13 protein-coding genes and 1 tRNA gene are annotated in these 13,607 nt (G+C 39.5%); 10 read left to right on the top strand and 4 right to left on the bottom strand.

The annotated features are described in order from the left end of the window. The first annotated feature begins 18 nt into the window (after positions 1-18). From KK060_RS05270 to KK060_RS05285, 4 genes are all read left to right on the top strand, one after another. A complete protein-coding gene (locus KK060_RS05270; RefSeq protein ID WP_254152650.1) occupies positions 19-396 on the top strand; it encodes a hypothetical protein in 378 nt (125 codons plus the stop codon). A gap of 147 nt (positions 397-543) precedes the next feature. Continuing rightward, on the top strand, positions 544-1,296 hold the full coding sequence (locus KK060_RS05275) for an LOG family protein (protein WP_254152651.1): 753 nt from the start codon (positions 544-546) through the stop codon (positions 1,294-1,296). After that, a complete protein-coding gene (locus KK060_RS05280; RefSeq protein ID WP_254152652.1) occupies positions 1,296-2,264 on the top strand; it encodes a transglycosylase SLT domain-containing protein in 969 nt (322 codons plus the stop codon). Before KK060_RS05275 ends, KK060_RS05280 begins: the two co-directional genes overlap by 1 nt. 30 nt (positions 2,265-2,294) lie before the next feature. After that, complete coding sequence (locus KK060_RS05285; protein WP_254152653.1) at positions 2,295-3,059, top strand: creatininase family protein; 765 nt, start codon at positions 2,295-2,297, stop codon at positions 3,057-3,059. A 2-nt stretch (positions 3,060-3,061) separates the two neighbouring features. Here the strand turns inward: KK060_RS05285 and KK060_RS05290 are convergent, their stop codons facing one another. After that, positions 3,062-3,847, bottom strand: a complete 786-nt coding sequence (locus KK060_RS05290) for a segregation and condensation protein A (RefSeq protein ID WP_254152654.1) — start codon at positions 3,845-3,847, stop codon at positions 3,062-3,064. Between the two features lie 599 nt (positions 3,848-4,446). Between KK060_RS05290 and dxs the strand changes: the two genes are divergently transcribed. The 3 genes from dxs to KK060_RS05305 all read left to right on the top strand — a co-directional run bounded on the left by dxs (position 4,447) and on the right by KK060_RS05305 (position 8,045). Continuing rightward, the gene (gene dxs / locus KK060_RS05295) at positions 4,447-6,369 is read left to right on the top strand and encodes a 1-deoxy-D-xylulose-5-phosphate synthase (protein ID WP_254152655.1); all 1,923 of its coding nucleotides are present in this window, start codon (positions 4,447-4,449) and stop codon (positions 6,367-6,369) included. Then, positions 6,369-7,133 (top strand): alpha/beta fold hydrolase, encoded by a 765-nt coding sequence (locus tag KK060_RS05300; RefSeq protein ID WP_254152656.1) that lies wholly within the window; start codon positions 6,369-6,371, stop codon positions 7,131-7,133. The genes dxs and KK060_RS05300 overlap by 1 nt, the downstream gene beginning before the upstream one ends. Before the next feature lie 174 nt (positions 7,134-7,307). Then, positions 7,308-8,045, top strand: a complete 738-nt coding sequence (locus KK060_RS05305; protein ID WP_254152657.1) for a hypothetical protein — start codon at positions 7,308-7,310, stop codon at positions 8,043-8,045. Between the two features lie 56 nt (positions 8,046-8,101). On the opposite strand, the gene KK060_RS05310 is transcribed toward KK060_RS05305, so the two are convergent. Both KK060_RS05310 and KK060_RS05315 read right to left on the bottom strand, forming a co-directional pair. After that, on the bottom strand, positions 8,102-8,365 hold the full coding sequence (locus tag KK060_RS05310; RefSeq protein ID WP_367397464.1) for a hypothetical protein: 264 nt from the start codon (positions 8,363-8,365) through the stop codon (positions 8,102-8,104). Between the two features lie 40 nt (positions 8,366-8,405). Next, positions 8,406-9,263 (bottom strand): dienelactone hydrolase family protein, encoded by an 858-nt coding sequence (locus KK060_RS05315; protein WP_254152658.1) that lies wholly within the window; start codon positions 9,261-9,263, stop codon positions 8,406-8,408. Between the two features lie 103 nt (positions 9,264-9,366). On the opposite strand from KK060_RS05315, the gene KK060_RS05320 reads away from it, so the two are divergent. After that, positions 9,367-9,442 (top strand) — tRNA-His (locus KK060_RS05320). Positions 9,443-9,504: 62 nt separating this feature from the next. Here the strand turns inward: KK060_RS05320 and KK060_RS05325 are convergent. Then, the gene (locus KK060_RS05325) at positions 9,505-10,842 is read right to left on the bottom strand and encodes a dihydroorotase (protein WP_254152659.1); all 1,338 of its coding nucleotides are present in this window, start codon (positions 10,840-10,842) and stop codon (positions 9,505-9,507) included. A 21-nt stretch (positions 10,843-10,863) separates the two neighbouring features. Here KK060_RS05325 and KK060_RS05330 point away from each other — a divergent pair, with 21 nt between their 5' ends. Both KK060_RS05330 and KK060_RS05335 read left to right on the top strand, forming a co-directional pair. Then, positions 10,864-12,117, top strand: a complete 1,254-nt coding sequence (locus KK060_RS05330) for a DEAD/DEAH box helicase (protein ID WP_254152660.1) — start codon at positions 10,864-10,866, stop codon at positions 12,115-12,117. Then, complete coding sequence (locus KK060_RS05335) at positions 12,098-13,591, top strand: LamG domain-containing protein (protein WP_254152661.1); 1,494 nt, start codon at positions 12,098-12,100, stop codon at positions 13,589-13,591. The genes KK060_RS05330 and KK060_RS05335 overlap by 20 nt, the downstream gene beginning before the upstream one ends. Positions 13,592-13,607 lie beyond the last annotated feature (16 nt).

The raw sequence follows: 13,607 nt of genomic DNA on the forward strand, positions 1-13,607 counted from the left end.
GTTTGTATTCGTATCCCAATGCAAAAAATAACCTCCTCAGAAGAGAAAAAAGTACACATGCTTCTAAAGTCAGTGATATATCATTATCACGGACTTGATCATTCAGAGAAGGAAGACCTCGATCAGACAGCGGAAAAACTTGAAGCTCACACTGAGTATCAATGGGCTCTTGCATTTATCGCCGAAGATTATGTAACAGCTTTTGAAAGAGCGCGTAAATATCTTAACAACATTATCGGCAACTATTCCAAAGAAAAAAGAATAGAACTTATCAATATGGTGTGGCAGGCAAATAACCTGAAAGGTTATGTAACGGAGATGGAGGCAACAGCAATGTTAAAGCTGGCCAAGGATTGGAATGTACAAAACGAACTCATCCAGCTTGTTCTACAGTAACTATTACTTAAAAATTCCAGAAACACCTGCAGTATCATTTATTTGTATCACGCATATTGTACCTTTAAACGATGTGTCATTATTTTTATCAACTTCATGAAATAATGATGGATTGTATTGGTACTGTATTTAAGAATCACAGTTGACATGAAAACAAGGAAGAAAAAGATTGAGGAAGATCTATTAAAAGAAGCACTCGAGGAAGAAAACAAAATCCGTACTGCATTTAAAGACAAAGACTGGGCAGAGATAAAAGGCGCCAATAGCTGGATGATCTTTAAGGTGATGTCAGAATTTGTTGAAGGCATGGAGAAGCTGGCAAAGATCGGTCCGTGTGTAACCATCTTCGGATCGGCGAGAACCAAACCAAGCAACACCTATTACAAAATGGCGGAAGAAATAGCATACAAGCTGGTACAGCATGGATATGGTGTTATTACCGGAGGCGGGCCAGGTATAATGGAAGCTGGTAACAAAGGAGCTCATCGAGCGGGTGGTAAGTCCGTTGGTTTAAATATCTTTTTACCGTTTGAACAGCAAGGCAATATTTACATTGATAAAGACAAACTCATTACATTCGATTACTTTTTTGTTCGAAAAGTAATGTTTATAAAATACTCTCAGGGTTTTATTGTAATGCCTGGTGGATTTGGAACATTAGACGAACTCACAGAAGCACTTACGCTCATTCAAACAAAAAAGATAGGGCGCTTTCCCATTGTCCTTGTCGGAAAAAAATACTGGCAAGGCTTAATTGACTGGATTAAGAAAGTGTTGGTAACTGAAAAAATGATAAACGAAAATGATCTTGAGCTTTTCAGCGTAGTTGATAAACCAGAAGATGCTGTTAAAGTAATTGAGGAATTTTATTCTAAATACCTGCTGTCTCCGAACTTCTAATGAAAACCATATCGCACTATTTGTCTATTGCTACCCTTGTTATTTTATTAGGGTATATTGCTTATAACGAAATCTCTAAAAAACCTGCAGCAAGACCTGAGTTGATCAGAAGAAACGATTCCATGTCTGATGAAAATGACATGGATCCTGCGTATATTCTTGAAGATGTTCCCTCTGCAGCCATTTCTTTTGATCTCCCTGCAAAAATAGATTTCGCTAATGAAGTTGTGCCTTTAAATATTCCCGATGTACGAGAAAGGCTTGATAAAGAAATTCAGATCAATACCTACCTTCATAGCAACACCATCTTCCTCATCAAAAGAGCAAAACGATGGCTGCCTCAGATGGAAGAGATTCTGAAGAAGAATGGTATTCCGCTCGACTTCAAATACCTTCCGTTAATTGAAAGTAATTTAATAAACGTAGTTTCTCCCAAAGAAGCCGCCGGCTACTGGCAAATTCTTAAAACATCAGGAAAAGAATTTGGTCTTGAGATAAACGATGAAGTAGACGAACGATATGATCCGTTGAAATCTACTGAGGCTGCCTGCAAATATTTAAATCAGGCTTATAAAAAATTCGGAAACTGGACACTCGTTGCTGCCTCTTACAACCGAGGTATGAGCGGCGTACAACGCGCCCTAGACGACCAGGAGGTAGACAATTACTACGATCTCTATCTTAACGAAGAAACATCGCGTTATGTTTTCAGAATACTGGCAATTAAGGAGATTGTTCAGAATCCAACCCGGTATGGCTTCAAAATAAACCCTAAGCATCTTTATGATGAAGAGCCATTAAAATATGTTGAGGTAGACGAAACCATTAAAGACCTTGTTCGCTTCGCAAAACAACAGGGCAGTAACTACAAGCTTCTTAAACGCCATAACCCATGGCTTCGTGAAGATAAGCTCACTGTTAAAAAAGGGAAAACTTATAAGATCGCGTTTCCTGAAAAGACAGATTAACTATACTAACTGAACAAATACGCTCAAGCTATGCGCCCATATATTCTTGCTGAAAACACATGGAAAACAGTTAAAGAAACTAACTACGAAGTTGCAGTTCTTCCCTGGGGAGCAACCGAAGCTCATAATTATCATCTTCCTTATGGTACAGACATCTTTGAAGCTGATGAAATTGCCGCAGAAGCTGCACGTATAGCCTGGGAAAGCGGACAAAAAGTAATTGTATTTCCTGCCATCCCCTTTGGTGTTAACACAGGTCAGTTTGACGTAAAGTTGGATATCAACATAAACCCGAGTACGCAGCTTGCTATTCTCCGTGATATTATCACAGTACTTAACAGGCAACAGATCTTTAAACTTATTATTCTCAACAGCCACGGAGGCAACGACTTCAGAACAATGATACGGGAACTTGGACTTGCCTTTCCTGATATGTTTTTATGTGCATGTAATTGGTTTCAATCTCTTGATCAAAAATTATTTTTTGAGAACAAGGATGACCACGCAGGCGAAATGGAAACAAGCCTTATTATGCATTTAAAGCCAGAGCTTGTTAACCTTAGTGAGGCAGGCGATGGGTACGCAAAGAAATTTAGATTTACTGCAATTCGTGAAGGTTGGGCGTGGGCCGAAAGAAAATGGACGCAGGTTACAAAAGACACAGGCGTTGGCGACCCGCGAAAAGCATCAGCAGAAAAAGGAGAAAAATATTTTCATGCTGTAACAGAAAAGGTAGCTCGCTTCTTCATTGAAGTAGCACAGGCTAACAGAAATGACCTTTATGTAGATTTATAATTTTATAATGCTTCAGGTTCTACGGCAGCCTCTGTAGGTGTTGCTGTAGGCTTCATTACCCAAAAGTTATTATATCCTTCACCTATCTGTATGCTGATTTGCTGTAACGCCAGCATTTCAAGAATTGCCAGGAAGTTAAATATCAATCCTAACCGGGTAGGATATGACTGAATTAATTCAGTGAAAGCAATACGATCGCGCTTCTGAACTTCTTCAATCAGGTACTTCTTCTGCCCCTCTACCGTATAAGGATATTGAATAACCTGGTGCACAGGTTTATTCTTTTCGGCAGCAAAACGCTTCATTACTTTTTCAAAAACTGTCATCAGTTTAAAAACAGTAACATCCTGAAGCTCGGCCTCTACGTTTGTACTCTCTGCTAAAGACTTCAATTCTTTAACAAGATTACCACGCTTCTCTTTCATCAGCTCGTCTTCTTCCATTTTCTGGAAGGTATCTACAACTGATTTGTATTTCTTATACTCAAGAAGATGCTTTACCAGTTCTTCTCGAGGGTCAATTTCGTTTCCTAAGTCATCAAGCTGCGGCCTTGGCAGCAGCATCTTCGACTTAATGCGCATTAACGTAGCAGCTACCAGAATAAACTCACTTGCAACCTCAATATTGAGGTGTTCCATATGGTGGATATAATCCAAAAAGTCATTTGTAATCTTTGATATGGGAATATCATAGATATCAAGTTCGTCTCTTTCAATGAAGAATAGCAGAAGATCGAAAGGACCTTCAAAAAGGGGGAGTTTTACTTCAAAGTTTTCCTGAGTGCTCATACGGGATAACAAATTTACCCTTAAAAATTCTGACGGCCTAGAAATTTAACCAAAGAAGAACCGGGCGTATAACTAATGCCTTGCTTTTCAGCAAAATGCATGAATTACTTCCGAGTTGCGGTTCCTTATATGAGTGAGCGGAATCAAAGTGGTCTAAAGCCCGTACGGAGTACGTTTTGAGCAGGTTCTATGGATAAACAGCCTAATTTCGCGGAAAGTAGGGTGTTGAACCGCTAAAAAGGCCGTTTTCCCTAGTTTATCCGAACCAACACCGAACCTGTTCCCTATCACCATGAAGGCCACTATCACCATGAAGGCCATAAGGAAGCTGCATAGGTGGCAGTAGCAACCTTCCCCATGTCTACTTGTAATAGGCTTATTGATTAGCTGTATCTAACATACGGATTGATTTTTTAAAGATAAGTGCCGAAGTTACCAGTGTAATTGAATCTGCAATGGGCTGGTTATCAGTAGTAAAATAGTAATAAACTAAATAGCAGGATTAGAGAATCCTCGTAAATTTGCACGCGCCTTTTTAACTTAGGAAACACTTACCTCTGTTTATTGTTTAACTTTAAACAACGAAAATTCAAAAGCTTATGCTTATAACACCTGGGAAGCTCCTGTCCCAAATTAATAGTCCGGATGACCTCAAGAAGCTGGATAAAGTACAGCTTGTACAGCTTTGCGAGGAATTGAGACAGTTTATCATTGATAATGTTTCCGTATACGGCGGGCATTTTGGCGCGAGCCTTGGTGTTGTAGAATTAACTGTAGCACTTCATTATATTTTTAATACTCCATACGATCAACTTGTGTGGGATGTAGGCCATCAGGCCTACGGTCATAAAATCCTTACGGGAAGAAGAGACGAGTTTCATACAAACCGTGTTTATGGTGGACTTTCAGGTTTTCCTAAAATGAAGGAAAGCAAGTATGATGCATTTGGAGTTGGCCATTCATCAACTTCGGTTTCGGCAGCTCTCGGCATGGCAGTAGCATCGAAGTATCTTAATCAGAACGATCGCCAACATATAGCAGTAATTGGCGACGGTGCTTTAACAGGAGGAATTGCCTTTGAAGGGCTTAACCATGCAGGGGTTTCAGATACAAACATACTCATCATTCTCAATGACAACTGTATGTCTATCGACCCTAATGTAGGGGCGTTGAAGGATTATCTTACCGATATTACCACCTCAAGGACGTACAACAAACTGAAAGATGATGTATGGAAACTTCTAGGAAAGCTTTCAAACTTCGGCAAGAGCGCACAAGAAATTGTATCTAAAGTAGAAACAGGAATTAAGTCGACACTGCTAAGCCAAAGTAATCTCTTTGAATCTTTAAACTTAAGATATTTTGGTCCGGTAGACGGACATGATATTGACCATCTGGTAACTATTTTAGGTGACCTGAAAAATATTAAAGGGCCCAAAATACTTCACTGCGTTACGGTTAAAGGCAAAGGCTATGGGCCAGCCGAAAAAGGCAACGCTACTACCTGGCACGCACCTGGCACCTTTGATAAGATAACCGGCGAGATCTTTAAAAAAGTATACGAAAAACCTCAGCCACCGAAATATCAGGATGTGTTCGGGCATACCCTCGTAGAGTTGGCAAAGGCCAATGAGAAGATTGTGGGTATAACACCTGCCATGCCCTCAGGTTCATCAATGAATATTATGATGAAAGAAATGCCAGACAGGGCATTTGATGTGGGCATTGCTGAGCAGCATGCTGTTACCTTTTCAGCAGGTTTGGCAACACAAGGGCTGATACCTTTCTGTAACATCTACAGTTCTTTTATGCAACGTGCCTATGACCAGGTAGTGCATGATGTATGTATTCAAAACCTTCCTGTTAATTTCTGTCTTGACCGCGCAGGTTTTGCCGGAGCAGATGGGCCAACTCACCACGGTGCTTATGACGTTGCCTTTTTCAGATGTGTTCCTAATATGATCATTGCTTCGCCGATGAATGAATCAGAGCTTCGCAACCTCATGTATACTGCCCAATTGCCAAGAAATGGCAAGGCGTTTACAATTCGTTATCCAAGAGGCCAGGGCGTAATGCCAGAATGGAGAACGCCAATGGAAGAAATTAAGGTTGGAAGCGGAAGAAAAATTAAAGAGGGTGAAGATGTAGCTATACTTACTATAGGCCATATTGGCAATTACGCAGTAGAGGTATGTGAACGTCTTGAAAAGAGAGGTATAGAGATTGCACATTATGACATGCGCTTTGTAAAACCAATTGACGAAGAACTTTTACATGAAGTATTCTCTAAGTTCAGCAAGGTAATTACTGTAGAAGATGGTTGCATACAGGGAGGCTTTGGAAGCGCTGTGCTTGAATTTATGGCGGATAATAACTACCACGCAGAGATTAAGCGACTAGGCATTCCTGATCGCATTGTAGAACATGGAGAGCAGATTGAACTCCACCGCGAGTGTGGTTTTGATCCTGATGGTATTGAGAAGGCTGTAATTCAAATGCTGGAAACTGTTAATACGATATAATGTCATTACATTTTATTGAACGGGGAAGCGGGCATCCAGTTATCCTTATCCATGGTTTTCCATTAAATCAACAAATCTGGGACAATTTTGCTACCAGTTTATCTTCATCGTTTAGGGTATTTACAATTGATCTTCCTGGTTTTGGAAATAGTCCCGCGTTGAACAACGACTTTTCTATTGAAGATGTAGCCAGCACCTTATTGACATGGATAAAAGAGGTAAATATTAAAAATGCAGTACTTGTAGGCCATTCGTTAGGGGGGTACGTTGCACTCGCAATGGTAGAACAAGAACCCACATTATTTTCGGGATTAGTACTTTTTCATTCTACCGCATTTGCAGATAGTGAAGAGAAGAAGCAGAACAGGAATAAGTCACTCGAGTTTATTGAAAAAAACGGTGTCCAGGCCTTTACGTCTAATTTTATCGCTCCGTTGTTTGCAGACAATACAAATTCAGCCATTGCATTAGTAAAAGATATCAGCATACAAGCTTCTGCTGACACAGTAACGGGCTATACAAAGGCTATGCGCGATCGTAAAGACAGGACCGTTGTATTGAAGCAATTCCCAAAACACATATTAATTATATCCGGACAAAAAGATGCTGGAATCACAGTAGAATCGGTAGAAAAGCAAGCTCAGCTTTCACCAAGAATTGAGTTTCACGTGCTTGAGAATGTAGCCCACATGGGCATGTTGGAAAACGAAGGTAAAACACTGGAGTTGCTCTCCCAATTTGTACTGAAAAGTAACCAGCCGTAAGAAGAAATATATTTTATTACAGGCTCTACGGGCTTATACTGATTTTTACGATTTTTGCGTAATAAATACTAAATTGTGTCAGTTTAGCGTAGAATCCCTCAATTTACCGCTAGGGAAAATTAAAAGGGAACTTTATATTTGTAAACTGGAGACAAACAATAAACTAACCCCCCCATGGAACAAGATTACTCGGCTTGGAATGAAATGGCTAAAAATATCGCTTATGGAGCTTGGGCGATATCAGTGTTGATCGTAATTGGTTACGTAATCAGACTCGCATTAATGAATGATGCGAAAGCGAAGTATGACTTCATTAACAAAACGGAAATTAAAACTCTTTGGTTTGCTTCAATTATCCTGATCACAGGATGTTGCTTTTTTGCAAACTCTAATGTTCCGGAATTTACTGTGGTATGGATCTTTGTTCGCATCTTCCTTACAGGGTCAATGGGTATGATCGTAGCCTTGATCATCCAGAACCTGTTGAAGTTCTACTATCCATTCTTTATCGAAAAAAGACTTAAAGTATTACGCTATAAGCCAAGAGTTTCTCCTAAATCTGGGAAGCCAATGAAACTTCTTAGTGAAGAAGAAGAAGATGCGTATCTTGATGAAGGTATGCAGGCAGAAGAAAATGTTTTCTCTATTGACTATGACGTATGGAAAGATGAGGAAACAGGCTTCGTTAAGATTGAAAAATACTCTGGCCACCTTCATGCATTACAATGCCCTGAGTGTAACTATCAAACATTTAAGGTTGTTAGAGAAGAAATTGTAAAAACTCCTTCGAATGTTGAAGAAGGAGAGCTAACCAAGCATTATCAGTGTGGTTATTGCGGCTATAAGGCTAAGAAGAATGTAACATTGAAGATGTCTCAAAAATTTGAAGAATCAGCTGCAGCTACTGCTTAAGTAGATCTCCAGTGATTATAATATATGAAGCCCCGTTAACAGCGGGGTTTTTCATTTTATGGCTGTGTATTAAAAATGGCAGGAAGTTTAATCTGATCAGAATAAAACTTCATTCGTGAGTGGTTTGTATCCAATAGCAAAATCTTTTCGATACAAGCATGCTTATGGTTTACAAAAACTTCAAGGTAGAAATTGCCGAATAGATATAGATTTACTTTATATTCATAATATCGAATAGACATGATGAAGGTACCATCCTGGTAAAGCTTGTTTATCTTCTTATCAAGCGAAAGTTTATTAAATTCTCCCCACGTCATCATGCCGAAACATATTCAAAAAATTAAGCCAGATCAACGTTAATTATGTCAAATGTTTATTAAAAAATTCGATGGTTCTACCCCATGCTAATTTAGCTGCCTGCTCGTTATAACGTGTAGGTGCAGTATCGTTGTTAAACGCATGTTGTGCTCCCTCGTACATAAACAATTGGTAGTTTATTTTATTCTTTTTTAAAGCCTCTTCATACGCAGCAATTCCTGCATTTACTCGCTCATCGTGTTCAGCGTAATGAAGCTGAAGATTCGCTTTGATTTTAGAAACTTCTGCAGAGTCGGGCTGGCGTCCATAAAATGAAACAGCCGCATTGAGTTGAGGAACATTTACAGCAAGATTATTGGCCATAGCACCGCCCCAACAAAAACCAACACAACCAAATTTTCCATTGCCATCAGCTAATGTTTTTAAATAATTAAAAGCATGGGCATAAGCCGTAATTGTTTTCCTGCCGTCTAACTGTTGGATTTTATCCCTGGCTTCGTCTTCATTCTGTGGAGTTCCTCCCAAAGGAGACAACGCATCAGGTGCTAACGCATTAAAACCAGCCAATGCCACTCTCCTGGTTACATCTTTAATGTGCGGGTTTAGACCCCTATTCTCATGGATTACTACAACAGACCCTCTTTTTTTACCAGTTTTAGGCTTTACTAAATAAGCTTTCATAGATATTCCATCAGCATCGTATTGAATATCTTCAGCCGTTATTCTATCGTCCTGCAAAGAAACTGTAGCCGCTTGAGCGTAGTTCACTTCCAGCAAAGGTAATATTGAAAATGCCGCTGTAGTACTTCCTGTAAGCTTTATGAGTTTTTGGATGAAATCTTCCCTTGTTAAAGGTTTATGGGTATATTCATCATATAAGTTAATGATCCGTTGATCCATAGGCTTGAGATTTTAGGGTTAGTTAATGCTTTTAACTTTAAAAAGCGATATGAAAGGAAATTTGCAAATTCAATTCATGTGTCTAAATTTGCACTCCTTAAACGGTGAATGTAGTTCAGTTGGTTAGAATGCCAGATTGTGATTCTGGAGGTCGCGGGTTCGAGTCCCGTCTTTCACCCAAAAAGCCTTCGATTGAAGGCTTTTGTTTTTAATGCCTGTATTTTTAGCGTTTATTCAAACTTCAGGACCTGTTAAAAAGAAGCCTTAAGCCTTTCTGTCTTTCGTCAAACGTTCCGTTATTATATGCCAGGTGGCCAGACACAAAGGTGTGCGTGACCTTTGATTTAAAATCCTGTCCTTCAAAAGGAGACCATCCGCATTTTGCGTAAATATTTGAAGGTGAAACCGTCCAGGCACTTTGTAAATCAACAAGAACCAGATCGGCAAAGTATCCTTCACGAATAAAACCTCGTTTTGAAATCTGAAAGAGGATGGCAGGGTTGTGAGACATCTTCTCGGCAATCTTCTCCAAACTAATTTTACCTTGATGATAGAATTCACACATTGCAACAAGGCTATGCTGAATGAGCGGTCCTCCTGATGGAGCTTTAAAATAGGAGCCTGCTTTCTCTTCTAAGGTATGAGGAGCATGATCAGTAGCTATTACATCGATGTTGTCATTTAATACTCCATTAAAAATACTTTGCTGATCATGTGCCGTTTTTACCGCAGGATTCCACTTTATGCGCGTACCCAGCCTTGTATAGTCCTTATCATTAAACCAAAGGTGATGCACACATGCCTCTGCTGTGATTTTCTTTTTCGATAATGGGATGCTATTGTCGAATAGCGCAATTTCTTTGGCAGTAGAGATGTGAAGGATATGAAGTTTAGTTCCGTGCTTCTTTGCAAGATCAACGGCAAAGGAAGATGACTTATAACACGCTTCTTCACTTCTGATTAACGGATGAGCGCTCACGGGCACATCTTCTCCGTATTTCGCTTTAAATTCCTCCGTGTTTTTTCTGATCGTAAATTCATCTTCACAATGTGTAGCAATAAGCGAAGGAAATCTTGAAAAGAAACCTTCGAGCATCTTCTCGTTATCCACCAGCAGATTTCCCGTAGAGGAACCCATGAAAATCTTAAGTCCGCATACCTTGGTTACATCTGTTTTCATTACCTCATCAAGGTTATCGTTGGATGCGCCGATGTAGAATGAATAGTTGGCTAAAGATGATTGTGAGGCTATGGAATATTTGCTTTCAAGAAGTTCTTGTGTGAAAGTTGGAGGGTTGGTATTAGGCATCTCCATAAATGAGGTAACACCTCCCGCTACGGCAGCACGTGCTTCAGTTTGAATGGTGGCTTTATGTGTTAACCCTGGCTCTCTAAAGTGAACCTGATCATCAATTACACCTGGCATTAGGTATTTACCTTTTGCATCTATTACCTCATCGGCAGCTACAGTTATGTTTTCTCCAATTCTTTCAATGAACTGGCCTTTTATGAGCACGTCTGCGGTAAACACCTTACCTTCATTAACTATATTTGCGTTAAGTATTAATGTAGTTTTCATAGTCGTAAAAATAATTTTAAAGTGTCAGCTATTCAGTCCTTTGAAGAATTTAATCTGAATCGTCAACTGCTAAATGCAGTGGCTGACGCAGGATTTACAAAACCAACCGAAATTCAACAGAAAGCCATTCCACTTATTCTTGGCGGGCAGGAAGTTATTGGTATAGCACAAACGGGTACGGGTAAGACTGCAGCTTACATGCTACCTGTATTAATGAAAGTAAAATATGCACAAGGCAATGAACCCAGGGTATTAATACTTGCACCAACAAAAGAGCTTACGATCCAGATAGCAAACCATGCTGCGCAATTAGCGCAGTATACTGACCTTAGAATACTTCCGATATATGGCGGTGTTGGAGCTAAAGCGCAGATAGAGTCGATTCAAAAAGGTATAGATATTCTAGTGGCAACACCAGGTCAGTTCATGGATATCTACCGGAGGGGCGAGCTGCCGACGAAACAGATTAAATTTCTGATACTTGATGAAGCTGACCGGATGATGGACATGGGATTTATGCCGCAGTTGAGAAAGATCTTCGAGGTAATACCAAGGAAGAGACAGAATTTACTTTTTTCAGCGACATTTAACCCAAGGGTTGAGAGATTATCGGGAGAGTTTCTTGAATTCCCTATTAAGATAGAAATAACGCCTCCGGCAACCACTGCTAAACAAGTTACACAGGAGTTGTACCTAATACCCAACCTGAAAACAAAAATTAACTTTCTTGAATATCTTCTTCAGGACAAGGAGAATTTTAACAGGGTTCTGGTATTCACACGTACAAAGGAAGTAGCTGACAACGTCTTTAAATATATTGAAAGAAAGGAGCTTGGCCCTGTTCGCGTTATTCATTCAAACAAAGGTCAAAACTCAAGAATAAATGCAGTTAATGAATTTAAGGAAGGAGAGCTAAGAGTTTTAGTCTCTACTGATGTTACTGCTCGCGGAATTGATGTTACTAAAGTTTCACACGTTATAAACTTCGACGTTCCGATTCTATATGAAGATTATGTACACCGGATAGGGAGAACAGGGAGAGCATTTCAGGAAGGCACTGCAATAACTTTTGCTACAGATGCAGAAGTTTATCATATCCGAAAGATTGAAGATCTGATCCGGGAGAAAATCCCTGTTAAACAACTTCCATCCAAAATTGAAATTGCAGAAACTCCATTTGAGGAGGCACAGGAAATGGCCAGGGAAATAGATTGGCAAAAACGAAAAGAAGACCCAACTTTTAAAGGTGCTTTTCATGAGCGCAAGAGGAAGTAGCGGCAGTTATAAGAAAAAGACTTATCTTTCGCCAACTAATGTTACTATTATGAAAACCCTACTCATGTCCCTACTGTGCATTGTGTGCTTATTGACAAGCTGTACCGACGATGCCCCTATCTCAAATAAGCCAGAAGGAACTTTAAATTTTATTGTAGAGAAGACTAACTCAGCTGAATCAGGCAGATTACTATCTTCAGACTCTTTAAAAAGCGTTCTAATCTCAATTCGAGACGAAAAAGGAGTTTTGGTCTATGACCGTCTGCAAATTGACCTTATTTCTTTTGGAGGAGGTTACAAGATTGAACCTCTCGCCTTAAAAGCAGGAAATTACCAGCTTATTGAATTTGTAGCCCTAAATAAAGATGGCGTGGCTACTTATGCAGTACCAAAGGAAGGCTCTACGCTTGCTCACCTTGTAGCTGATCCACTTCCCATTAATTTTAAAATCGCTGCAAACGCAATTACAGAAGTTAATGTAGAAGTTGTTAAGGTTGAAGAAGACAATAAAGATTTGTTTGGTTACACCGTGTTATCATTCAATATAGTGAAAACCTTTTCTTTTAATATTGCGGTATTTACCTATAATAAACTATCGCAAACATTTGAATTATCCAATGCAAATCTTATCGTAAAAAATGGGGGTAGCACAATTATTAATCAGTACCTCCAAAATGTAACAAATAAGATTTACCTTAAAGATCAGTCAGGCAATTACACATTAAACGTAGCTAAACAAGGATACGCTGCCCATCAACGTCAGTTTCCACTAGATGAACTGAAACAGTATGCCAATAGTCCCATGGTAATTACACTGTATCCGACTTCATTAACAGAAGGGTTAGAGGTATACTATCCTTTTTCTGGGAATGCCAATGATGAAAGTGGGAACCAACATCATGGAACGGTATACGGAGCAACGTTAGTGCAAGACCGAAATAATAACATTAACTCATCTTACTACTTTAATGGCAACTCGCGTATAGATCTTGGAAACATTTTAGATAATCTGCAGTATCCTTTTACTTTTTCTTCATGGGTAAAGCTCGAGGATAGCAACAACATTTACAATCCCGTGTTTACAAGTCAGGATAATGCTCCTCTTTACAACGGTTTTGATGTAAATACAAATGTATCTGGAGTAGGCATTGGATATGGTGATGGTTATGGTGAAAACAACCCTGCTTATAGAAGAGGCAAAACTGTAAACTCCTCGATTTATGGAGTTTGGACCCATATCTGTGGAGTAGTTTCGGGACCTAATAACATTAAACTTTACATCAATGGAAAAGAAGTACCGGGCTACTATCAAGGAGAAACACAACTGCCGATGGCTTCAAACTTCCCTAATGATATTGCCAGGATTGGTCAAATGACAAGTAACGGAGTCACGTACAACTTTAAAGGATTTATTGATGAGGTCAAAGTTTGGAGCCGCGCACTTTCCGCTGATGAGGTTCCTGCTTCTATGTAAAATATAACTTTCAAAG

This window comes from Chryseosolibacter indicum, from assembly GCF_018598585.1.
Lineage (GTDB): Bacteria > Bacteroidota > Bacteroidia > Cytophagales > Cyclobacteriaceae > Chryseosolibacter > Chryseosolibacter indicus.